This window comes from Undibacterium sp. Di24W (assembly GCF_049340325.1).
Classification (GTDB): Bacteria; Pseudomonadota; Gammaproteobacteria; order Burkholderiales; family Burkholderiaceae_D; genus Undibacterium.
This window is the reverse complement of sequence record NZ_JBMPOP010000003.1, coordinates 184,092-208,929: the sequence shown is the minus strand read 5'-3', so window position 1 is coordinate 208,929 and position 24,838 is coordinate 184,092. Positions and strand designations below refer to the sequence as shown.

Here is a 24,838-nt window from a genome sequence, read left to right as displayed (position 1 = left end):
AACACAGAAGGTTATGTCATGAAACATTTACTCTTTTCAATCTTAATTGGCACCGGCATCATCGCCAGCTTACCGGCATCAGCACAAATCAAGTCGGAAGTCGTACACCCAGCCTGGACAAAAAATGCGACGATATATGAAGCCAATATTCGCCAGCATTCCAAAGAAGGTAGCTTCAAAAAATTTCAGGCGTATCTACCTGAGTTAAAGAAAATGGGCGTCAAGGTGATCTGGGTTATGCCCATCAACCCTATCGGTGAAAAAAATCGTAAAGGTGAGCTCGGTAGTTACTATGCAGTGCGTGACTATAGAGGCGTTAACCCAGAATTTGGTACGCCAGCGGACTTTAAGAACCTGGTAAAAGCGATACATGCGCAAGGTATGTACGTGATCATAGACTGGGTCGCCAATCATACTTCTTGGGATCATGCCTGGACCACGCAACATCCTGAATACTACAAGAAAGACAAAGACGGCAAGTTCGTGCCACCCGTACCCGATTGGGCCGACGTAATTTCACTCGACTATAGCAATCAGCAAGTGCGCAAAGAGATGATCGATGCTATGCGTTTTTGGCTGACTGAATACAATATTGACGGTTTCCGATGCGATGTCGCGGCCATGGTCCCAACTGATTTCTGGAACGATGCGCGCAAAGAATTAGACAAAACCAAAAAGGTTTTCATGCTGGCAGAAGCGCATGAATTTGAATTGCAAGAAAAAGCTTTTGATATGACGTATGGCTGGCAATTCAAAGATTTATTCAATGACATTGCAAAGCAAAAGAAAAGCGTTAAAGATCTCGATGCGTATCTGAATGGTGAGGAAAAACACTATCATCCAAATTCCTATCGCATGCTACACATCACGAATCACGATTTGAATAGCTGGGAAGGCACTGAATTTGTACGCCTCGGTGATGGCGTTGAAGCCTTCTTAGTACTGTCGAATATCATGAAAGGTATGCCTTTGATGTATAGCGGTCAGGAAGCAGGTAACAACAAGGCGCTAAATTTCTTCGATCGCGATCCTATCGAATGGAAAACCCATCCATTCAAAGCTTTGTACACCAAGTTATTCCAATTAAAGAAGACCAATAAAGCTTTATGGAATGGCGTAGAAGGCGGCGAAATGCAGCGCCTGAACACAGGCAATGATGAACATGTGTTTGCTTTCACACGCGAAAAATCGGGGAATAAAGTAGTCGCTGTATTCAATCTTTCCGACAAACCACACAGCGCCGAAATTCAAGCGGCACTCGCGAATGGGAAACTGCGCGACGCAATTAGTGGCGCAAAGGCACCTCAAGGCGACAAGGTAAAATTTGACTTAAAACCTTGGGAATACAAAGTATTTGTACAGTAACTTAGCCTCAAAATTAAGCTCAATGAATCATTCCTTTCAGTTGGAATGATTCATTAAAATGAAGTAAGTCTCACCAAGAAACTATAAAACCACTTGGGCCAGCTCACATTCCAATCGGGAGCTGCGTCCAAGCCAAAAGCAGAGATGGAAAAGCCTAGTTGGTCGCCCAGGCCAGCGCTGAATTAAACCTTAACGCACCATCTCGCCTTTTGCTCAGTTACATAAGTTTGCATCACCAGATCACACTTTCATTTTCCCGTACCGGTGTTTGCCGCTTTATTGATGTCGCTTTTGGCGTCCCTATTCGCTTCTGGATACATTACTATCTGTATAAAATCCTTGGTATCCAAATAGCTTTTTGCCGCATCTTGTATGTCTTTTGTACTCAATGCTTTGACCCGTTCATCAAAACTAAATATTTCCGCAGGATCGTCATTATTTTGCAATGCACTACTCATCATCGACAACCAAAAACCATTGGTTTTAATACTTTCCTTACGATTTTTTAACCAGTTTTCTTTGACTTTATTGAGTTCCTCTTCCGTCGCTGGTGCAGCCTTCATTTGCTCCATGAGCGCAAAGCTACTAGACAATAATTTATCCACGTTTTCAGGCCCGCTGGGTAGAGCCAACACCAAGGAATAAGCTTGATACGGTATGCGCTTTAATGAACCAGTGACTCTCGGACTATATACAGCGCCCAATTCTTCGCGCATCTTGGCAGTCAATCGCAATTGCAAAACCTCAACCATGGCGGAGAATCGCAAGCGTTCTTCTAAGCTCATTGCGCGTTCGCCATGCAATTGCAAGGTCACCATACTTTGCTGTTCTTTGCCCACATAAATGTCTTTTTTAATGATGCCTTTATTCGGACGTAAGCCTCTGTCTTTAATGCCAATTTCGATTTCAGGTGTCGGCAAACTGGCTAAATATGTCAGTAATAATGGCTTCACTTTTTCAATATCAAAACTACCGACGATGAAGAAAGTGAATTCTTTAGCACTGGAAAATCTGGCGCGGTAGATTTGCATCATGCGATCTAAATCTAATTGAGCGATGTGTTCAGGCTTCGCCAATACAGGAATACGTGGGTGTGCTGGGAAGCTTGCTTGAATAAATTGTTCTTGGAATATAGCCGCTGGTGTTGCCATTTGATTTTTCAAAGCATCCGTCTGTTTGCCGACAAAAGACTGAAACAAAGCGGGATCTTTGCGAGGCTGCGTAAGTACCAGGTGTAAAACCTGCAGCATAGATTCAAGATCTTCTTTATTGGATGTTCCACTCACACCTTCGCTGTTCTCACCAAACGTGGTAGAGACATTGGCAATTTTGCCCGCCAGTATTTTGCTGATGTCGGTTGGTGAAAAATCTTTAACGCCCATAGAACCAACCACCGTAGTCGCATAACGGCTTTGCAAATAATCGGCATCGTCAATCAAAGCGGTGCCACCAGCGCGGGTTGCGCTCAACAAAATTTGATCGCTCTTAAAGTCGGTAGATTTCAAGACGACTTTTACGCCATTACTCAAAGTCAATTCCGTCGTCCCTAATAAGGTATTCTGACTTTCTTTGACGATCGTGCCTGGCGTCGGGGTCTGATCAAACAGGGATTTTGCCAACACTTTTTCAATCCTGGCACTGACCGCTTTTTGCTCCGCTGACTTAACCATTGCCTGCAATTGTGCGGTATCAGGGATGGCGTGATCTGGTTTGGTGCTACCTTGATACACAATCAATTTTGGCGCATTGGTTGTGAGTATCGACTTCGCAAAATGATTGATCTCATCTAACTGTATGCCGTCGACGATCTCTTTATGAAATATGTATTCAGCTTCTATGCCGGGTAAGGATTCGCCTTGTAGAAAGTTACGAATAAACTCTTCCGCCAATGCAGAGGACTGCGTTTTGTCCCTTTCTTTGTAGGAGTGCTCAAGGTTGCGCAGAGAGTTCAATTTAACACGATCCAATTCCGCTGCGCTAAATCCAAATTGGGCGACCCGCTTATTCTCTTCCATCAGAGCGTCGATCGCGGCCTGCACACCCGCTTTACCTATCGCGGCGGAGGAATTGACTTCCTGATAGTCGCCAATAATCGAACTGATCCCGCTACTGCCAACCAAGAATGGCGGATTAGCGACCTGCGTCAACTCACGCAAACGCTCTGCCAGCATGGAATTAAAAAAGTTTTGAATCCGACGCTGGCGATAGCTACCAAATTTTCCATCGTTCTTATTCAGATAACGTGCTTGCGAAATGCTGACGGACGAAATATTCATTTCCGTATCAGTCGCAATCACCGCTTCACCGATGTTTTTTAAAGGGATACTCGCCTGTGTGCGGGCACGCGGTTTGGCAGGATTCTTCAAGTTGGCAAAGTTCTTTTCAATTAAGGTCTTTACTTGTTTGGGATCAACATCGCCCACGACGACTACCGCCATCAGATCAGGGCGGTACCAGTCTTTGTAAAATCGTTGCAGCGCAGAGTAGGGAAAGTTTTTAATCACTTCTTCTTTACCGATCGGTAGACGCTCGGCATATTGTGAGCCGTGCAGCACTTTGGGCAAAATTTGCTTGCGAATACGATCGCCAGCGCCCTTACCTAAACGCGCCTCTTCCAATACAACCCCACGTTCTTTGTCAATTTCGGCGGGATCAAAACTCAGACCACTCGCCCAATCCGACAACACTAAAAAACCCTTTTCCAAATTTTCAGGTTTATCGGTGGGAATCGGCAAAATATAGACGGTTTCATCAAAACTGGTGTAAGCATTCAAATCCGCACCGAACTTGACACCTATTGACTCTAAGAAGGACACCAATTCATTTTTCTTAAAGTGCTTGCTACCATTAAATGCCATGTGTTCTGTAAAATGTGCCAAGCCTTGCTGATCTGCATCCTCCAACACGGAACCGGCCTTAATCACCAAACGTAGTTCAACTTTTTGCTCTGGTTTGCTATTTTTTTGCACGTAGTAAGTCAAGCCATTGGCTAACTGCCCCTTCAGCAAGTTGGGTGAATAGGGGATCAGTTTGTTAGCGGCGTAAGTCGATGCCTGAACCTTTGTTTGTGCCGTATCAGGCAGAGCCAATACTAATGCTGGCGTCAAAGACAATGCCGAGACTAGTAAAAATTCAGAAAAATGAATTGATCGCATAAGAATATCAAGAGAGGAAAGAATAGCGAACAAAGTACAGTAACTTTGCAAAAAAGACAAATTAAATCATGACTCAAATAAATTATTTCGAAGACAGAAATTCAGTTCAAAAACGCTGACTAATTGGATAAACATCAACCAGCATTCAAAAACTATCGGTTACACTTCACCTCATACTTACATTCTCAAGTGACCATGAGCATTCAACTTAAAACCGAAATCCGCAAACAAGCGGTCGAATCTTTACAGCGCTACTTCGATATCAATATGGAAGAAACTTTAGGTAATCTTCCTGGCAACAATCTACTTGACTTTATCTTGGAAGAAATCGGTCCAAGTATTTACAACCAGGCAGTTCGTGATGCCCAAGACCATTTGCAAACACGGGTGCAGGAGTTGGATATTGATGTTCATGCTGAAGAATTTAGCTACTGGAGCAATATCAAAAAACGGCGTTAAAAACAGCATCTGATTAATAGTGTTTTCATCAATGCGCTTATCGCAAATTGAGTATGCATAAATAACAATCAGTCTTTGGCTCAATGTTTTGGAAAATCGCTTATGATCATTAGCTGATTTCTGAATCAACTATAGTTATGTACATAGCAGACTTGCCCTGACGTTTACAAGCGTTTCATCTCATTTTAATGGGCGCATCGTTTGACGCACCTTAGCCCAAGGAGATAACGAAGTCGCTATGCAACTAAGAAGCAGAAAAAATTCAAAACAACATCAGACTATGAATAAGTAAGGAAATTCATCCATGCGCAAACGCCTGCCACCGCTATTCGCGTTACAAGTATTTGAAGCGGCCGCACGCCATGGCAAATTTAATCTGGCGGCGCAAGAGTTAAAATTGACGCAGAGCGTTGTCAGTCGACAGATCAAGCAATTGGAAGATTGGTCCGGTTTGTGTTTATTTTCTCGACATGGGCCAAGAGTCGAATTGACCAAAGAAGGCCAAGACTTGCTCGGTCGTCTCAATGCACCGCTCAATGCATTGCATGCAGCGGTGTATTCGAATGCGGAAGTAGAGCAAAAAACACTGCAAATCAATACACTGGCATCCGCTGCACTGACGCTCTTATTGCCGCAACTGGAAGAGTTCAGGCTAGCGCATCCCGACATTCGTACCAGCATACAAGCTGATTACGCGCTGACGAGTTTGCCACCGCAATTGGCCACGGTCGCTATTCGCTTTACCAGTCGCCCCGATCCTACGCTTCAATCACATTTATTATTCACCGATCGATTTGTCGTGGTTGGCACAGCGGAATTGGTTAAAAAACTTGGCAAAAATCCGGCTAAATGGCCAGCCTCACAACTATTACGACACACCAACATGGATTGGTCAGCATGGACGAGTTCGCAAGACTTAGCCACGCAATTGGAGGTCGATGGTTTGGAATTTAATGACGCAGCTATATTATTAGATGCGGCTAAACGTGGTTTGGGTATAGGCATATCGAGACTCTCCGTTGCATGGGAAAGTTTAGAAAGAGGTGAGCTAGTTCTAGCATCCAATCATGTTTGTATTTCCCCACTTAATTTCTATCTGATGTATCGCTATGATTGCGCGGAAAATCCGGCAATTCGAGCATTCGCCGAGTGGGTTATTGAGGCGACAAAAATTTGGGAAAATCGCCTAAGAAAGTACGACAGAAAATCCACAAAAAAATCGACCAAAAATTCCCTCAAAAATTAGCTCCAGGAAAATGCAATGAACAAGACAATAGACAAGACGCCCGACGACACACTAGTCAACACACTCGATTACAGTGCGCAAGAACTGCAATCTATTCTGCAAAAAACTACGGATCTGGTAATAGATCAATATGCCCGACTCGCCGAGCAAAAAGGCTTTCATGCGTTTGAACAGAAAGAAGTAGCGTCCTGGTTTGATGAGCCTTTGCCATTAGCTGGTAGCGATGCACTCGATTTACTGCAGGTAGTCAAAGAACGCGTGCTCGACACCGCCACCGGCAATCTTGGCCCGAATATGTATGCCTATGTAATGGCAGGTGGCAATCAGATTTCTACCATCGCCGATTTTTTGGCGTCAACTATTAATCAAAATGCGACCAAATGGCATCTAGGACATGCCATGACCGAAATAGAAAAACGCGTCGTCGCATGGACGTCGGACATGGTCGGCTATACACCCGAAGCGGGCGGCGTCATGGTCAGTGGCGGCTCAGCGGCTACTTTGACCGGATTGACCGTCGCTCGCAATATATTTTTCCGCAAATACAATGTAAACAAAAATGGCTTGTTTGGCATGAAGCCGTTTACTGTTTATTGCAGCAAAGAGACTCATAGCAGCACAGACAAAAGTGTTTCTTTACTTGGTATTGGTACGAATAATTTGCGCAAGATCGCGACTGATAGTGAGTTTAAAATCGATCTCGCCGCATTAGAACAACAGATAAACGCTGACATCGCGGCAGGCTTTACCCCATTCTGTATCGTGGGAAATGCCGGCACTGTCAATACAGGCGCCATTGATGATTTAACTGCCTTATCAAGAATCGCAAAGCAACATAGTATGTGGCTGCATGTCGATGGTGCTTACGGTGGCTTAGTGTCGTCTCTCCCTGAGTTGAAAGACAAATATGCGGGAATGGAATTAGCAGATTCAGTGGCACTCGATTTTCATAAATGGTTGTACCAACCGTTTGAAATCGGCTGCACTCTAGTCCGCAACTGGGATGTTCTGCGTGAATCCTATTTCAAACAGGCGGATTACCTAGACACCTCATTAGAAGCAAAAAGCGACCGTTTAGAATTTAACGAACATTACTTCCAACTATCACGCAACGCCAAAGCTTTCAAAGTATGGATGTCCTTGAAAGCTTATGGATTTGCAAAAATTCAAGCGATGATGCAAAAAGATTTGGACTTAACACGTTACCTGGAGAAACAAGTCAAAGCAGCATCTGATTTTGAATTGAAATCGAAGAGCGACTTAGCGATCGCTTGCTTCCGCTATGTCGGTCAAGACTTAAGTACTGAGAAGATTATCGATGTCAATCAGAGACTGATTCCGGCACTGGAAGCAGACGGACGCGTATTCATCACAGGCACACGTCTGAACGGCGAATTTGTCCTGCGTGCCTGCATCATCAATCATCGCAAAACTGAGGCTTCAATTGATTATTTGTTAGAGGTGATACGCGACGTGGCGTCTACTTTAGTCTAGTTTCCGTTCGATCAGCCACAATTGTCATTGATTCGAAACTCTTTGATTTCCATCCTAAAAGTTGTGGCTAATCGCTAGTCTTAAATTTCATCGGGCACGATAGCCGTCACTTCAATTTCCACACGGGCTCGGTCTTCGATCAAGCCCGCCACCTGAACCGCCGCCATCGCCGGGAAATGTTTGCCAATGACATCGCGATACGCGACACCGATTTCTTTATACGCTGCCACATATTCTTTCTTGTCGATCACATACCAAGTCATGCGCACGATGTGTTCAGGTTTCGCGCCACCTTCGGCTAAGACCTCTACAATATTTTGCAATGCCTGTCGCGTTTGTCCGGCGATGTCATCGCAATGAAACTGCTCTTGCCCATCCCACCCTATCATGCCGCCGACACAAATCGTGCGTCCTGTGGCGGCGACGCCATTTGAATAGCCGCGTGGTCTAACCCAGCCTGGTGGTTGTAAAAAATCCATAGTATTTCCTTTCAATATGATTCGCGCAGAGCTGTCGGGATTATGCCGTCAGATACTTCTGCATTTGTTCACGCAATGCGACAGGTAATGCGATAGCTTTGCGCGCTTTGACCTGTGCCATCACTAAAACGAGTTGGGCCTTTAGTCGCAAATCTTGCTCCTGTCCTAACATCAGGATTTCTACCGTAGCAGAAGCTCTGCCTAATTTTGTCACACGTAGTTCAGCGATCAATTCATCGCCCATCACACTGGTTTTCACGAAATCGGTTTCTATATGCACGGTAGGCAAACCAATACCTTGAACCATGTGCATTTCATGAAAACTCATACCCAAAGCTTGCGCACACCAGTCTTCCACCACACCATTGATCAATTCAAAATAACGTGGATAAAACACGATACCCGCAGGATCACAATGTGCAAAACGAATGTTGATCGGTGTGCTAAAGACTAAGCTCATGGATTGGCATCCTTATAGTCCTTTAACATTTCACGCGCGATGATCAGTTGCTGTACTTCAGTTGCACCTTCGTAAATCCGCAGGGCGCGGACTTCGCGATAGAGTCTTTCTACCGGCACTTCACTCATCACCCCCATGCCGCCAAACATCTGCACGGCCGCATCGATCACTTGTTGCGCACCTTCGGTCGCGACCATTTTCGCCATCGCCGCTTCTTTGGTGACGCGCTGTCCTTGATCGCGTTGCCACGCCGCGCGGTACACAAGTAAAGCCGCGCTATCAATCGTGGTGGCCATTTGTGCCAACTTGGCTTGAGTTAGTTGAAAATCAGCGAGAGTTTGCCCAAACATTTTTCGACTAGTGGCACGTGCCATTGCCTCATCTAAAGCGCGACGAGCAAAACCCAAAGCTGCTGCCGCCACCGAGGTACGGAATACATCGAGCGTCGCCATCGCCACTTTGAAGCCTTGCCCTGCTTCACCGATACGCTGACTAACAGGGATACGACATTGATTGAATTTCAAACGCGCTAAAGGATGGGGTGCTATCACGTCTATGCGATCAGCGATTTCAAATCCATCAATGTCAGCGTCAACAATGAATGCTGAGATACCACGTGCGCCTGCTGCTTCACCAGTGCGGGCAAACACCACGTAAAAATCAGCGATACCGCCATTCGAGATCCAAGTTTTTTCACCTTCGAGTTCGTAATAATCGCCCTGAGCATCTTTTACTAAAGTGGCAGCACATTGCATGGCAGCGACATCGGAACCGGCGTTGGGTTCCGATAATGCAAATGCCGAAATCAATTTACCTTGCCCGACTTTTTCTAAATAAGTGGTCTTTTGTTGTTCGCTACCGAATAAACTAATCGCCCCAGTGCCCAGACCTTGCATAGCAAAAGCAAAATCGGCTAAACCTGAATAACGCGCTAAAGTTTCACGCAAGATGCAGATTGCGCGCGTGTCGATCACGTCTTGACTCGCTCCGTAGGCTTTGCCGCCAATCGCATGTTTCAACCAACCTGCTTCACCCAATTGTTTGACCAGGTCGCGACATTCTTGATCGACATCATTGCCGTGCGTTTGATGAATATTCTCGCTAGCCCAATGATCCAATTGAGTTTGTAATTGGCGATGTTCCTCGTTGAAGAAGGGCCAGTTTAGGTGAGAGGTGTTTGACATGTGTTTCCTGTTATTTGTGCGATAAAGAAATGCTTACTAATCAATTCCTCATCAATTTCTAATTGATTCTATTTCAAGACGCTAATCTCCCTTCTCCCGCAAGCGGGAGAAGGGTCGGGGATGAGGGGCGTCGGGTAATTTAAATTCAATTTCGTTTGTACATTTCAAATATTGAGAATGAATTTGAATAAGCATTTCTGTAATCTGAACTACCCTCACCCTACCCTCTCCCGCTTGCGGGAGAGGGTAATTAGAACTCATTACCAAGCTACGCAGAGAAATTCAATTCCAGGGATGCAGCACAGGCGCAAACCACAGCAATACGTCTGTGTTGCGAGGATTTGTAACGCCGCAATGCGCCCAGCAATTGGATTTATCCTTAATTGCCCTCAAACTTCGGCTTCTCTTTGTTCACAAACGCATGATAAGCCCGATGAAAATCATTGGTCATCATACAAATTGCCTGCGCTTTAGCTTCAGCATCAATCGCTTGATCGACGCTCATATCCCATTCTTCGTGCAGCATTTTCTTGGTCATCGCGTGGGCGAAAGTTGGACCATTCGCGAGATTGCTTGCGTAGTTTTGTGCTGCACTGATCACTTGATCTGGCTCAGTCAATTGATTAAAAAATCCCCAACGCCCGCCCTCTTCGCCTGACATACTGCGTCCGCTGTATAGCAAATCGGAAGCGCGACCTTGGCCTATGATGCGCGGCAAAATGGCGCAAGCGCCCATGTCGCAGCCCGCTAGTCCAACGCGGGTAAACAGGAACGCCGTTTTGCTGCGGCTCGTTCCTATCCGAATATCCGACGCCATCGCGATAATCGCACCTGCGCCAGCACAGATGCCATCAACAGCAGCGATGATCGGTTGTGGGCAGGCGCGCATGGCTTTCACCAAATCACCCGTCATTTGCGTAAAACGAAGTAAGCCTGGCATATCGAGTTGCGTTAATGGTCCTATGATTTCGTGCACGTCGCCACCCGAGCAAAAATTCTCGCCTGCGCCTGTGATCACGATCGCTTTGATATCGTCGGTGTAGCACATAGTGCGAAACAGATCACGCAATTCGGCATAGGAATCAAAGGTCAATGGATTCTTACGTTCGGGGCGATTTAGCGTAATGGTCGCGACTTTATCCTTGACCTGATAGGCAAAGTGCGTGGCCAGATAATTCGCTAGCATTTGATGATTACCAGGTAAGTCGCTGGCGTTTCCATTAAGATAGTTCATATTGTTCTCATTCTTTTCCGGTTTGCTTGTCACCTGCGCTCAAGTCCGACTTGACGCTCGACAACAAACTAATCATTTGACTTTTTTGTTCTGCATCCAAACCAGCAAACAACTCCGCCACCCAGGCTTCATGCACGCTCGCCATGGTCTTAAATGCCCTCCGTCCTGCTGGCGTGAGTTTCACGCTGTATGCACGTCTATCTTGTTTATCGCTCACACGCATGACCAAGTCTTCTTGCTCTAACTGGTCGGTAATGCCGGTGATATTGCCACCTGTGACCATCATACGCTTGGACAATTCGCCCATACGCAAACCATCGGGATGACGTTCTAGTTGCGCCATTAGATCAAAGCGCGGCAGGGTAGTATCAAATTCTGCACGCAAGCGATTGCGAATTTCATTTTCTATCATGACCGTGGTCGACAGCATGCGCAGCCATAATTTTAAAGATAGGTGATGGTCTTTGGTCAAACGGGTTTCCAGATCAATAGGATCAGCAGTAGCGTCTCGCTCACTCATCACATCACCTCACCACCAGCAACCGCAATTGATTGGCCATTTTGCGACGAACTCGCGGGCGAACAGAGCCACAACACAGCATCGGCGACTTCTTCGGGATGAATCAGTCGTTTTTGTGGATTGCCTGCCGCGAGTTCTGCACGCGCTTGCTCTTCGCTGCGCCCCGTCTTTGTCATGATATTGGCGATCGCCTCACGCACGATATCAGTCTCAGTGTAGCCGGGACAAACGGCGTTCACGGTGACACCTTTTTGTGCAACTTCTAAAGCGATTGACTTGGTTAAACCAATCACACCATGTTTCGCCGCTGAATAAGCCGCGACATAAGCATAGCCTTTGAGTCCTGCGGTACTCGCCACATTCACGATGCGTCCCCAGGATTGCGCTAGCATCGCAGGTAAAGCTTGTTGTGTGCAAAGGAAGGTGCCGGTCAGATTGACGGACAGCATTTGCTGCCATTGCGTTTCCGTTGTTTTTAAAAATGGTGTGGAGCTTGCCTGTCCTGCGTTATTAATCAAGATATCGACCGTACCAAATTGCTCAACAGCTTGCGTAAAACCAGCGCTGACTGAAGCACTATCGCTAACATCCATGACAAGCGCTTGTATCAATCCAGCATCATTCAACCGCTGCGTTGCTTTCTGCAAGTTCGCTTCAGTGCGTCCGGTGATGGTCACTTTGACACCTTGCGCTAGCAATGCCTGCGCGATGGCAAGACCTATGCCTGTCGCGCCCCCTGTAACCAAAGCATGCTTGCCGACTAATGCGGGATGAAAAAAATTCATATCAGCCTTCCAATAATTTTGCGGCGATTTCTTGCGGGCTCATGCCGCGACTCGCTGCAGCGACTTGACGTTCACGATCCAAATTGCGTTCTAATTGCAACTTACCTGCGATGTATTGTTGTGGCCAGCTGATGTCGGTAAATCCTAACTTGGCAGCTTCATGCAAAGTCCAGGCGGGGTCAGCCAAATGCGGTCTTGCGATAGCGCATAAATCAGCGCGGCCAGCGGCAATGATGCTGTTCACATGATCGGCTTCAAAAATCGCACCGACTGCAATTGTCGGAATCTGTACTTCATTGCGGATACGATCTGAGAAGGGTGTTTGGAACATACGTCCATACACCGGTTTTTCTTGCTTGCTGACCTGACCCGATGAGCAATCGATCATATCTGCACCGGCCTGTTTAAACAGTTTAGCAATCGCCACGGCATCGTCAGGCGTAATACCGCCTGCTACCCAATCATGCGCCGAGATCCGCACTGACATCGGCTTATGCGCTGGCCAAACCGCACGCATCGCGACAAATACTTCTAAAGGATAACGACAGCGGTTTTCCAAGCTGCCACCGTACTCGTCGCTACGCTGATTCGTTAATGGAGAAATAAAGCTAGATAAGAAATAACCGTGCGCGCAATGTAATTCCATCCAATCAAAGCCTGCCTGATCAGCCGCAATAGTCGATGCGACGAATTCATTCAAGACATGCGTCATTTGCTCTTTGGTCGCTGCTTTAGCAACTTGTGAAACGCCGTGTAAATATTGTTGCTCTGAAGCCGAGATCAAAGGCCAATTATCGGAATCCAAAGGCTGATCAATACCATCCCAAGCGCGTTTGGTGGAACCTTTGGCCCCCGCATGACCGAGCTGCACAGCAATCTTAGCATCGCTGTTGGCGTGTACGAAGTCAACGATACGTTTCCATGCTTGCGTATGTTCTGGTGCATATAGTCCGGGACAAGCAGGTGTAATTCTGCCCTCAGCCGAGACACAAGTCATTTCAGCAAATACCAAACCTGCACCACCCATTGCACGGCTACCGAGATGCACTAAATGAAAATCACCAGCCACACCGTCGACGGCGGAATACTGCGCCATAGGCGACACCACGATGCGATTTTTTAGGACTACGTCGCGCACTTTGAACGGCGTGAACATGGGTGGAATAGTCTGTTTAGTTTTGGGCATGGCGATACCAGCTTTAGTGAAGGCTTGCTCAGCAATCCAGACTTCAAAACTACGCACATATGCAGCATCACGCAAACGCAGGTTTTCATGTGACAAACGCTGGCTGCGCGTCAACATTGAATAAGCAAACTGTGGCGCTTGCATCGCGGTGTAGCGATTCACGTTCTCAAACCATTCCATGGAATTACGTGCTGCGCTTTGTATCTTCAATACTTCAATCGCACGCAAGTCTTGGTAGGCATCCATCACCGCTTGCATACCAGACGCACCATGTTGCGCGAAGCAATTGGCGAGTTCGATCGCGTCTTCAAGTGCTAGTTTGGTACCTGAGCCTATAGAAAAATGCGCGGTATGGGCAGCGTCACCCATTAGGACGACGGGTATGTTTTTTCCGTTGATGTGATTCTGATGCACCCACTGCTTACAAATAATGCGCGGAAATTTGATCCAGCTCGCCGAGCCACGTAGATGACTGGCATTGCTCATCAAGGCATTGCCATCCAAATACTTGGCGAATAATTTTTCGCAAAATGCGATCGCCTGCGCCTGATCCATTTGATCAAGGCCAGCCCTCAACCACACCTCTTCTGGGGTCTCGACGATGAAGGTTGCGGTATCACCATCGTATTGATAAGCGTGCGCCTGAAACCAGCCATGCTCGGTTTCTTCAAACGCGAAAGTAAATGCGGAGAAAAGTTTCTTGGTGCCGAGCCAGACAAAGCGACATTTGCGGGTATCGATATCGGGTTGGTAAGTCGTTTCATAACGCGTACGAATCCGGCTATTTAGACCATCACTGGCGATCACCAAATCAGCACCATAAGTTTGCGCTAAAACTTGATCATCTTGAACATCGGTTTCAAATACCAACTCCACGCCGAGCTGCTCGCAGCGTTCTTGCAAGATATTCAGTAAGCGTTTGCGGCCGATACCGCAAAAACCATGTCCGCCCGAGGTAACGACCTGGCCTTTGAAATGAACATCGATATCATCCCAATGATTAAAGGCTTGCAATATGGTTCTGGCAGTCTGTTCGTCCGCCTTCACCAAATTACCCAAGGTTTGATCGGAAAATACCACGCCCCAACCGAAAGTATCGTAAGGACGATTCCGTTCGACCACCACGATACGATGCGTTGGATTTTGCTTTTTCATCAGCAACGCAAAATACAAACCAGCGGGGCCACCGCCTATGCAAAGTATGTTCATTTTTACGTATTCACATTCGTCTTCAATTTAAATCGTTGGACTTTGCCAGTTTCTGTACGAGGCAAAGCGTCTTTGAATTCTATACAGCGGGGATATTTATAGGGTGCGACATTCGCTTTGACGAATTGTTGAATATCGCTGACCAAGGCATCGCTTGCTTTGCTCGCATCGCGCAAGACCACAAAAGCTTTGACGATTTGACCGCGTTCTTCGTCGGGTAAGCCGACCACCGCGCATTCAGCGACTTCGGGATGCTTGAGGACGATCTCTTCGACTTCTGGACCCGCTACGTTATAGCCAGCGGTAATGATCATGTCATCAGTACGAGCACGATAATGAAAATAGCCTTCAGCATCCATTTCATAAGCGTCACCGGTCAGGTTCCAACCATTCAAGACATAATTTCTTTGTCGGTCGTCAGCCAGATAGCGGCAGCCTGTCGGCCCTTTAACGGCCAACCTGCCGGTTATTCCAACAGGCGCTGGATTACCGTTTTCGTCGAGGACACAAGCGTGATAACCGGGAACCGCTTTACCTGTCGCTCCTGAACGCGCTTGCTCACCCGCAGCCGAAATAAAGATATGCAACATCTCGGTCGCGCCAATGCCATCGATCATGATTAAACCGGTTGCTACTTGCCAAGCCTCGCGCGTCGCTGCGGGCAAAGTCTCGCCTGCAGACACTGTCTTTTGTAAAGATTTCAGTGAAAAATTCGGCACCATGGGCAGCATCTGACGGTAGAAAGTCGGCGCTGTGAAACAGACAGTCGCTTGATACTCGTCGATCGCTTTAAGTAAGCTTTCTGGCGTGAGCTTTTCCAGCAGCACGGCAGTTGCACCAATGCGTAAAGGAAAAAGCAAGAGTCCACCTAAGCCAAAAGTAAATGCCAAAGGCGGCGTACCGATAAAGGTGTCACTCACTTGCGATTGCAAAATCGAACGTGGGAAGCAATCGCAAATCGCTAGCACATCACGGTGAAAGTGCATGGTGCCTTTCGGCTTACCGGTGGTACCTGAAGTGAAGCTGATCAAACAAACATCTTCGGCATGGGTATCGACTGCGATGAAGGTACTCGATTTGGACGCCATCAATTGTTCGACCGAACCTGCAGAATCACTATTAAAAATCTTAAACTGTTGTAGCACCGGACTCAATTTCTGCGCGGCTTCCAACTCTTCTTGCAGAGCAGCTGAACACAATGCTGCAGAGATTTGTGCTTTCTCAATAATGACGCTTAACTCTTTGGCGCGCAGCAAAGGCATGGTCGGCACCGCCACACCGCCGATTTTCCACACGGCCAAAATGCATGCGGCCATCATGGGATTATTTGCACCACGCAATAGCACACGATTACCTGGTACGAGACACATGTCGTCAACCAGGACCTGCGCTATCTGATTCACTTTCGTGCATAACTCAGCGTAAGTCCATGTAGCGCTGGCGCTACGTATCGCCACTTTGTCAGCAAAGCCTTGCGCAGCAATCTCTTCTAAAAAAGCATTTGCGCAATTGAGACGTTCCGGATACTGCAATTCAGGCAAGTCAAACAACAACTCTGGCCACTGCTCTGGCGGCGGCAAATGTTCGAAAGCGAAAGTATCAACATGTGCAGATTGTAGAAAGTGCTTAGACATCAGTCAGTCTCCATACGATGATTGGGTGCTGTTTTCGTTTTTTTTGAGTGCTCTTAGGCTTTTACACCGCGACGAGGGAATACTTTAAACCTAAACTATTTAAAGGTAAAGTAATTGAATTTATTTTTTGGCGAACACGATTAAGAATCAAGAAAACCCCACCATCTCTTCAACAAAAAGAAATAAGGATTCGTCGCAGAAAGATGAATCAAAATAAAGCGCGAAAACGCTGTGGGTAGGCGATACTTAAACATCAACTTAATGACAATTTAGATAGGGAAATGGTGTTTTAGACAGCGGAATACACATTCGTTTGCAATTGCTGAGCAATGTAAAAGCGAAATCGGCTTGAACAAATAATTGCTTTCAGTAAACTTGTCAGCAATAAGTTTCAACTTATTTTTCTGTACAGAGGGCAAACTCGTTGAAAGACGAGGACGCAAAGCCACCGGCCTAAAGCGCATAGACGCAATGGCAGCGGGGTTGCCAGTGGAAGTAATGCAACCGTTGTGGTTCATTGTTTGCATGCATTTCCATTGTTCAAGCGTAGCTCTCTCTTAACCTGAGAGACGCAAAATGAAGTCAAATTACAACCTAAGCACCTATAGCTCCGATCGTAAGCACGCTATATCTCGAAAATATCGCGAACAATTCGATTACAGAGCTCCCCTTACAATCTCCAGCGCAATGACCGTTAGTCTAAGCAGCAGCTTAGGCTTGATATTTTGTGTCTTGGTAGTTGGCCTCACAAGCTTATCTGGCTGCAGTGGCGGCAATACCGATTTAACGAGCAAAACCGCTCAAATTCCACCGCCAGCGGAGATTGCGACAGCAAATATAGAATTTCATAGCGAGCTCCCTCCAGAGAATCTCGCGACGCTCTACGTTAAGCCATCTTTTCATTTGGCGCCTGTGGTGCTTGATAGTCCGAATGATGCAGATGTCGGCAATACTCAAGCTTCGGCACATCGCGCCGCACATCAACAAAACATCAATGCGGCTACCCTTCCCTTAGCAGAACGTGCGGTCACTATTGGGGATATTCAAAAACGTATTCAGATTCAACGTGAAAGCTATGCGGCAACTGCAGCCGCCGGTTTAACTCCGCCGCCAGCTATTAGCGCCGCTGTAGCGACTTACACGCCAGCCCAGGTGCGCGCTGCTTATGGTCTACCCACCATACCGTCAGGCACTTACAGTACAGCGCAGGCTGCTAGCTTAGGTGCTAAACAAACTATTTATATCGTCGACGCGATGCATAATCCCAACATCGCAACAGAATTAAGCGCTTTTAATCAAAAATTTGGGCTACCAACCTGCACCACGAAGTCTATTGCCGTCAACACCAGCTTGCCGTTGCCTGCTCCAAGTGCAAGCGCGTGTGATTTATCGATCGTCTACTCAAATACGGCGGGTGTTATGACAACTGCCGCACCCGCATATGACGCTGGCTGGGCTACCGAAATTGCGCTTGACGTGCAATGGGCGCACGCAATTGCACCACTGGCGCGTATCGTTGTGATTGAAGCGCCCGATGCCAGCGTCACCAGCCTGACCAATGCGGTGAAGTTGGCGAACAGTATGGGACCAGGAATCGTCTCCATGAGCTTTGGCGTAAACGAAGGAAGTTGGAGCAGTACTTACGATAATGTGTTTGCAGGAACAGGGATGACTTACTTAGCAGCGACAGGTGATGCTGGTGCTGCGGTTGAATGGCCTTCTGTTTCTTTCAATGTGCTAGCTGTTGGGGGCACGTCCTTAACTTATAATGGTAGCGGCACCCGTAGCGAGATCGCATGGAGCCAAACTGGGGGAGGCGTCAGTGCCTACGTTGCGACACCTAAATATCAAACCAGTAGTGTGCCAGGCATGGGCACGGCAGCGCGGCGCACTGTCGCCGACGTTGCGTTTAACGCTGATCCGTCGACCGGTCAATTTGTCGCATCTATTCCGGCAGGAAGCAGCGCTGTGAGTTGGATTAGTGCTGGTGGCACCAGCTTATCAACGCCGCAGTGGGCGGGCTTGATGGCTATCGCCAACGCAAACCGTTTGTTGGCCGCAAAACCATTGCTAGGTTCGCCGCATGCTTTGTTATACAGCCAAATCGCAGCAGTCTCTGGAAATTACAGTAGTGCCTTCTTAGACATAACAAAAGGCAGCGATGGTAGTTGCGCTACGTGCACAGCGAAAGCCGGCTATGACCACCTCACAGGTCTTGGTACACCAAATGTAACAAGCCTCCTAAATTTACTGAGCAATACTAGTGTCGCTCCAGTACCTCCTAGCATCAATGCCGCAACTATTAGCGGAGAAACAGGTACACCATTAACTTATACCGTGAGTGCCAGCTCGAACAATCCTTTGAGTTACACACTAACTGGCGCGCCCGCTGGTATGAGTATCAGTGCAGCTGGGATTTTGAGCTGGAATGTACCTGTGGTTGGCAGCTATTCCGTTACAGTCACAGCAAAAGACACCACGACCAATTTGAGCGCTCAGGCGCTGATCAGCATCAAAATCACTGCACCGCCACCACCTGTGATCAGTACAGCTAGCATTAATGGCGAGGTTGGAAAAGCGCTCAACTTTACAGCATCGGCCAGTGCTGCGAATCCCCTCACCTATACGATGAGTGGCGCACCAAGTGGCATGACGATCAGTTCGTCAGGCCAGGCTAACTGGGCCACACCAGTGTTAGGAAAATACAGCATCACGATCACGGCTAAAGACAGTAAAACCAGTCTGGCAGCACAAGCAGTCTATACAGTGACGATTGTCAATCCGCCGGCTCCGACAGTCGCGGCTACAACGATTAATAGTGAGATCGGGAAAGCCCTTTCCTTCACCGTGACAACGAGTGCATCTAATCCACTTAGCTACACTTTAACCGGCGCTCCTTCTGGTATGTCTATCAACACCGGTGGCGTCATTAGCTGGTCTGCTCCCATACTAGGCAAATACAGCGTTACCGTGTTGGTGAAAGACACTAAAACAGGATTAACAGGTCAAGGCATTTACACCATCAATATTATCAATCCACCTGCACCTTCAGTTACCAGTGCGACGATCAATGGCAAAGTGGGTGTGTCACTCAACTTCACGCCGCAAGTGAGCGCATCAAATACTGTTAGTTATAGCATGACAGGTGCGCCCACCGGGATGAGCATAGCCGCCAGCGGCATCGTTACTTGGGCAACACCTGTTATGGGTACTTACAACGTGTTTGTCACCGCCAAAGATAGTAAAACAGGTCTGAGTGGGCAAGGAACTTACACTGTTGTGATTGCAACCGTCGGTCCGGTCATCAATGCGCCCGCGATGCTTGGCGTAGCTGGTAAGCCACTCAGCGGAAGCATCGTCATCACCGACCCCGGAACCAGCTTCATTTCCGTATCGATGTCTGGTGTACCACTTGGCATGTCAATGATGATGAGCGGCATGACCATAACGACAAACTGGGCATCCCCAGTGACAGGCACTTACAGTATAAAAATAGTGGTAACCGATGCAGCAGGCTTAACCGCAACTGCAACGGTACCGATTACCATTACCGCGAAGTGAGTAGGCTTTGAGCTAAGACAAAGCGCCTATCAGTAATGACAGGCGCTTTTTTTTGAGATAGGGTGCTGAGATTCTGTAACTGCAAGCATTTCAAAGGCGCCAACTCCTTTTTTTAAGTGGCAGTAGCATTTCGCAGCAATGAAAACTTGGCAAAAGCTAGCCAAATCAATCAACCGTCACAAAATTTAAGGTATATTCAGCACCTATTTCATCAATTAAGCAGTAGCCAATTGCTTCTGTATAAAATAATTAATGCGCCTTATCTATTCTCTAGCATGGTCACTTGCTCTTCCCTTTGTCATCTTGCGTCTTTGGCTACGCGGTCAACAGGAACCGGGCTATCGCCAACATATAAGCGAACGCCTTGGGTGGTACTCAAACAATAAAAAACAAAAAACCATCTGGGTACATGCCGTCTCCGCCGGAGAAACCCGCGCCGCTGAACCTATCATCAGAGCACTGTTAGCAGCCTATCCTGAACGTCATATCGTGCTGACCCACATGACACCGATAGGTCGCAGTACGGGCCAGGCTTTGTTTAGCAATGTGGCGGACCGTTTGACGCAAGCATTTCTACCTTACGATATTAATTGGATGGTACGTCGATTTTTGCGCCACTTTTCACCCACAATTTGTGTTTTGATCGAAACAGAAGTCTGGCCAAATCTGATTGCACAATGCAAAGCGGCGGCAATTCCAGTGACTTTAGTGAATGCTCGCTTATCTGAGCGTTCACTAAAGAAGGCGCAACGTCTCTCCAAACTTATGTTGCCAGCAGCGCAGGCTATCAGTTACGTTGCTGCACAATCAGGCCCCGATGCGGAGCGTTTGCGTGCGCTTGGAGTGCGAGATTTATGTGTGACTGGCAATATGAAATTTGATGTAACCCCCCCCCCTTTGATGGCTGAGCGTGGCGCTAAATTGCGCACTTATTTTGCCGATCGCCCTGTTTTCATTTGTGCCAGCACCCGTGAGGGCGAAGAAGTCCTAATCGTCGAAGCCTTCAATAAACTAAATTTACCTCGTGCTCTGCTTATTATCACACCACGCCACCCGCAGCGCTTCGACCAGGTAGCAGCTTTACTCACCCAACATCAGCTACGTTTTGTACGTCGTTCCTCATTAGATTTGGATCAGGATGCTTTGCCAATTCCGAGTGATACTCAAGTATTTTTGGGCGATAGCATGGGCGAGATGTATATGTACTATGCGGCCAGCGATCTGGCTTTTGTTGGCGGTAGTTTAGTACCGTTAGGTGGTCACAATCTGATCGAAGCCTTCGCCATGAGTCGCCCAGTCTTGACTGGCCCCCATACTTTTAATTTTTCAGAAATCACCGAACAAGCGATTGCCGCCAACTGTGCGCAACGCGCCAGTAATGCCGAAGACCTGATGCAGCGTGCTCAAACTTTGCTCGATGACGTGGCGACACGCCAGCAAATGGGAGCACAAGCGCATGCATTTTTCTTGCAGCATCAAGGCGCGACCGATAGAACTATGCAGGCGATTAAACCGTTCATTCAATAAACTCTAACAAGTTCAGTAAAATTCAGTACTTTTTATGGAAGGCGATACCATGAAATCCTTTTACCGATTCGCAGTCACGAGTATATTGCTCAGCTACAGCGCTGTTGCTTTTGCGTCTTGCCCGCCCGACGGCAAGACGCAAGAAAATTTACTGGTATTAAAAGAGAGCAAATGGCAAATCGCGGATGCACAACAACGGCAGCAAAGCGCACTAAACCTACTCGATTGCTTAGCAAGTCCTGACCCACAATTGCGCGATGAGATTGCGTTCGAGGCGCTATCGTTTTGGATGCGCAGCGAACTGCTGACAACCGAAACCATACAAACCATTCGGCAACAACTTCAGGCACAAATCTCTGCCCCGCTCAGGCAAAATGATCTCGGATTTCAGCAACCTTTTGCGGCACTAGTGTTAGCTGAAGTAGCGCGGGTTGACCGACGCAAAGCATTTATGAACGAGGCACAAAGACAAGAAATGGTAAGCGTTGCCGCGCATTATTTACGCGATATTCAAGACTATCGTGGCTACGATGAAAAACAAGGCTGGCGGCACGGCGTAGCACATGCTGCTGACTGGATGATGCAACTATCCCTGAATCCTGCCCTGAGTAAATCTCAACACAGCGCAATGCTAGAGGCGCTGGCACAACAGATTCGTAACGATCAACACTTCTATCAATATGGTGAAGGTGAGCGCTTGATGACGCCAGTGTTTTATTTAGGATTGCGCTCGGCGCTCACGCCCGAAGAATGGGATACCTGGTTTAATGGCTTATTGACGACTTCACTTGACTTAAAGAAAACGACTCAAGCGAGCCTGGCGCGCAAACATAATCTGACCGCATTTTTGTCAGCGATGTACCTCAATCTGCAAGAAAGCAAGCAAGCAGCATTGCAAGAAAAACTTTTGCCTCTCGTTATTAAGTCATTGAAAAAATTGAACTAAAGAGCAAATTAAGCATCTTAAACAGTCAGCTTTTTGACCCTAAAAAATTTTATTTTGCATTATCCAACTATCAAGAAAAATCATTTGGAGGATCAGGTATGAAACGCACTATTCCCTTGAACGCAATAGGCCTAGCCCTAGTCGCAAGTTTCGCGACTAGCGGTACAGTCTACGCTGGCGATGGCAAATTGACTTTAGAAATGCTGTATCACCCAGAATTAAAGCAAAATTTTAATGCGGCGCCGTTGACGCGCTTATCTTGGGACAACCAAAATCGTTTAATCGAATCCAAAGTGAACAAAGGCACGGCGGAACTTTTCGTGATCAACCCATCAACTTGGGAAAAAACAGCATTACCAGCCGACGGTAATATTCTCGCTATCTTAAAAACAGCCAAGATTGATGAAAAAGAATTAGCAAAATTGGCAGATCAATTAAGTGCTCGTATCAAACCAGAAACTAAGAGCTATATTTTTACCTACAAAAACGATATCTGGTTGCTTGATCTCAATGCAAATAAAGCGCGTGCTTTAACAAATACACCAGACGTCAAAGAAGACGAAGCTTTGCTTTCACCCGATGCCAAAACGGTCGCCTATCTAAAAGGTAATGACATGTACGCGACGGATGTTGCGACAGCCAAAGAAAAGCGCCTAACCACAGGTGGCAGTGAAACCGTATTTAATGGCCGTTTAGATTGGGTATATCAAGAAGAAGTCTATGGTCGCGGCGATTTTCGTGCATTTCGCTGGGCACCTGATTCTAAAAAATTGGCGTTCTTAAGTTTTGATGAAACCAAAGTACCGGTCTACACCTTAAGTGGCGATCATGCCCAGCCAGTGAAAACCGATCGCACCCGTTATCCTAAAGCCGGCGATTCTAACCCTATTACAAAGCTCGGCGTGGTCGATCTGAATGGCAAGATCAGCTGGACACAAGACCCGTACGCAGGCAAAGAAACGCTGATCGTTCAGGTCGACTGGACACCTGATGGCAGACTCATGGCCTCTTGGCAGGATAGAGTTCAAACTTGGTTAGACTTGCGCATCTACGACGCAAAACTCAATAGCAAAGCGGTAGTAAAAGAAACTAGTCCGGCATGGACTGAACGTCTGCCTTTGCCACATTTCTTGAAAGATGGCAGCTTCATTTGGGAATCGAGCCGTACCGGTCATCATCATTTATATCATTACGACAAAAACTTTCAGTTGGTCAAAGCAGTCACGCAAGGTGACTGGGATGTACGTGCCGTACACGGCATAGATAAAGCTAAAGGTCGCGTGCTATTCGCCGCCAATGAGCGCAATCCTATCGGCAATGATGCTTATAGCGTGAATCTGGATGGTAGTAATTTCAAACGTCTGACCGAAGAAAAAGGCACGCACATGGTGCGTTGGAATAAAACCTTCACGCACTATGTCGACAGCTGGAGCAGCATGACCCAGACGCCGAAACAAGCGCTATTCACCGATGCTGGTGTACAAGTAAAATTGGTCGATGATGCAGGTGTACCTGCTAAAGTCAACGCCTTACAATTAGCGACGATGAAGCACCAACAAGTCAAATCACGCAATGGCTTCCTAATGGAAAGCGTCTTGTTCTTGCCGCCGAATTTTGACGCCACAAAAAAATATCCAGTCTATCAACACTTGTACGCTGGCCCTATGGCGCCACAAGTACGTGATCAGTGGAGCGCCAATTTGTATTACCACTTCCTGGCGCAACAAGGTTATGTCGTCTGGATTATGGATAATCAAAGCGCCAGTAATAAAGGGGTTTCTAGCGCTTGGCCTATCCATAAGAAGCTGGGTCAACTTGAATTACAAGATCAGTTAGATGGTTTGGAATGGTTGCGTCAGCAAGGCTTTGCTGACATGGACAGAATCGCTTTAAATGGCTGGAGCTATGGCGGCTACTTCACTTCCTACGCGATGACACATAGCAAAGCTTGGAAAGTCGGCTTCGTTGGCGCGCCAGTAACCGATTGGCGTTTCTATGACAGTATTTATACTGAACGCTACATGGGCCTGCCGCAAGAAAATGCAGAAGGCTATGACAAAGGTTCTAGCTTGAAAGCAGCCAAAGATCTGAGCGGAAAAATCATGATCATGCACGGTACGATGGATGACAATGTACATCCACAAAACACCATCATGTTCATCGACGCTCTGGCAAAAGCGAATAAAGAATACAGCTTGCAACTCTATCCAGGTCAAGGTCATGGCGTGGCAGACGTGTGGCAGAATTGGTCACTGCAAAAAGCCAAATGGAAGTTTCTGCAGGACAATCTGTAAGATCTAGCTTTGCACTAGCGTAACTCAGTAAAACAATGCCGGCAGCCTAAAAGACTGCCGGCATTTTTACTTCAGTTACAATACTCGAATCACACACCAT

17 protein-coding genes and 1 riboswitch are annotated in these 24,838 nt (G+C 47.1%); of the genes, 8 read left to right on the top strand and 9 right to left on the bottom strand.

Annotation, left to right across the window (positions count from 1 at the left end):
- The first annotated feature begins 18 nt into the window (after positions 1-18).
- On the top strand, positions 19-1,365 hold the full coding sequence (locus ACO0KZ_RS07205) for an alpha-amylase family glycosyl hydrolase (protein ID WP_422994222.1): 1,347 nt from the start codon (positions 19-21) through the stop codon (positions 1,363-1,365).
- 248 nt (positions 1,366-1,613) lie between these two features.
- On the opposite strand, the gene ACO0KZ_RS07200 is transcribed toward ACO0KZ_RS07205, so the two are convergent.
- The gene (locus ACO0KZ_RS07200; protein WP_422994220.1) at positions 1,614-4,520 is read right to left on the bottom strand and encodes a M16 family metallopeptidase; all 2,907 of its coding nucleotides are present in this window, start codon (positions 4,518-4,520) and stop codon (positions 1,614-1,616) included.
- A gap of 195 nt (positions 4,521-4,715) precedes the next feature.
- Between ACO0KZ_RS07200 and ACO0KZ_RS07195 the strand changes: the two genes are divergently transcribed.
- The 3 genes from ACO0KZ_RS07195 to ACO0KZ_RS07185 all read left to right on the top strand — a co-directional run bounded on the left by ACO0KZ_RS07195 (position 4,716) and on the right by ACO0KZ_RS07185 (position 7,719).
- On the top strand, positions 4,716-4,979 hold the full coding sequence (locus tag ACO0KZ_RS07195) for a DUF2164 domain-containing protein (protein WP_422994218.1): 264 nt from the start codon (positions 4,716-4,718) through the stop codon (positions 4,977-4,979).
- 304 nt (positions 4,980-5,283) lie between these two features.
- Complete coding sequence (locus tag ACO0KZ_RS07190; RefSeq protein WP_422994216.1) at positions 5,284-6,225, top strand: LysR substrate-binding domain-containing protein; 942 nt, start codon at positions 5,284-5,286, stop codon at positions 6,223-6,225.
- A gap of 15 nt (positions 6,226-6,240) precedes the next feature.
- Positions 6,241-7,719, top strand: a complete 1,479-nt coding sequence (locus tag ACO0KZ_RS07185) for a pyridoxal phosphate-dependent decarboxylase family protein (protein WP_422994214.1) — start codon at positions 6,241-6,243, stop codon at positions 7,717-7,719.
- Between the two features lie 80 nt (positions 7,720-7,799).
- Here the strand turns inward: ACO0KZ_RS07185 and ACO0KZ_RS07180 are convergent, their stop codons facing one another.
- From ACO0KZ_RS07180 to ACO0KZ_RS07145, 8 genes are all read right to left on the bottom strand, one after another.
- Positions 7,800-8,198: a RidA family protein gene (locus tag ACO0KZ_RS07180; RefSeq protein ID WP_422994212.1), complete on the bottom strand. Its 399-nt coding sequence runs from the start codon at positions 8,196-8,198 to the stop codon at positions 7,800-7,802.
- Positions 8,199-8,238: 40 nt separating this feature from the next.
- Complete coding sequence (locus ACO0KZ_RS07175) at positions 8,239-8,658, bottom strand: acyl-CoA thioesterase (protein WP_422994210.1); 420 nt, start codon at positions 8,656-8,658, stop codon at positions 8,239-8,241.
- The gene (locus ACO0KZ_RS07170; RefSeq protein WP_422994208.1) at positions 8,655-9,842 is read right to left on the bottom strand and encodes an acyl-CoA dehydrogenase family protein; all 1,188 of its coding nucleotides are present in this window, start codon (positions 9,840-9,842) and stop codon (positions 8,655-8,657) included. Before ACO0KZ_RS07170 ends, ACO0KZ_RS07175 begins: the two co-directional genes overlap by 4 nt.
- 379 nt (positions 9,843-10,221) lie before the next feature.
- Positions 10,222-11,076 (bottom strand): enoyl-CoA hydratase family protein, encoded by an 855-nt coding sequence (locus tag ACO0KZ_RS07165; RefSeq protein ID WP_422994206.1) that lies wholly within the window; start codon positions 11,074-11,076, stop codon positions 10,222-10,224.
- Between the two features lie 7 nt (positions 11,077-11,083).
- Positions 11,084-11,596, bottom strand: coding sequence for a MarR family winged helix-turn-helix transcriptional regulator (locus ACO0KZ_RS07160; protein WP_422994204.1), 513 nt, complete (start codon positions 11,594-11,596; stop codon positions 11,084-11,086).
- The gene (locus ACO0KZ_RS07155) at positions 11,596-12,381 is read right to left on the bottom strand and encodes an SDR family NAD(P)-dependent oxidoreductase (protein ID WP_422994202.1); all 786 of its coding nucleotides are present in this window, start codon (positions 12,379-12,381) and stop codon (positions 11,596-11,598) included. Before ACO0KZ_RS07155 ends, ACO0KZ_RS07160 begins: the two co-directional genes overlap by 1 nt.
- Before the next feature lies 1 nt (position 12,382).
- Entirely contained in the window at positions 12,383-14,776 is a 2,394-nt protein-coding gene (locus tag ACO0KZ_RS07150) for a bifunctional salicylyl-CoA 5-hydroxylase/oxidoreductase (protein ID WP_422994200.1), read from the bottom strand.
- Between the two features lie 2 nt (positions 14,777-14,778).
- Complete coding sequence (locus ACO0KZ_RS07145) at positions 14,779-16,410, bottom strand: AMP-binding protein (protein ID WP_422994198.1); 1,632 nt, start codon at positions 16,408-16,410, stop codon at positions 14,779-14,781.
- Between the two features lie 404 nt (positions 16,411-16,814).
- A riboswitch (cyclic di-GMP riboswitch) is annotated at positions 16,815-16,901 on the top strand.
- A 196-nt stretch (positions 16,902-17,097) separates the two neighbouring features.
- Here ACO0KZ_RS07145 and ACO0KZ_RS07140 point away from each other — a divergent pair.
- The 4 genes from ACO0KZ_RS07140 to ACO0KZ_RS07125 all read left to right on the top strand — a co-directional run bounded on the left by ACO0KZ_RS07140 (position 17,098) and on the right by ACO0KZ_RS07125 (position 24,738).
- The gene (locus ACO0KZ_RS07140; RefSeq protein WP_422994196.1) at positions 17,098-19,971 is read left to right on the top strand and encodes a putative Ig domain-containing protein; all 2,874 of its coding nucleotides are present in this window, start codon (positions 17,098-17,100) and stop codon (positions 19,969-19,971) included.
- 252 nt (positions 19,972-20,223) lie between these two features.
- Positions 20,224-21,498: a lipid IV(A) 3-deoxy-D-manno-octulosonic acid transferase gene (gene waaA, locus ACO0KZ_RS07135; RefSeq protein ID WP_422994194.1), complete on the top strand. Its 1,275-nt coding sequence runs from the start codon at positions 20,224-20,226 to the stop codon at positions 21,496-21,498.
- A 49-nt stretch (positions 21,499-21,547) separates the two neighbouring features.
- Complete coding sequence (locus ACO0KZ_RS07130) at positions 21,548-22,444, top strand: DUF2785 domain-containing protein (protein ID WP_422994192.1); 897 nt, start codon at positions 21,548-21,550, stop codon at positions 22,442-22,444.
- Positions 22,445-22,542: 98 nt separating this feature from the next.
- On the top strand, positions 22,543-24,738 hold the full coding sequence (locus ACO0KZ_RS07125) for a DPP IV N-terminal domain-containing protein (protein ID WP_422994190.1): 2,196 nt from the start codon (positions 22,543-22,545) through the stop codon (positions 24,736-24,738).
- The last annotated feature ends 100 nt before the right edge of the window (positions 24,739-24,838 follow it).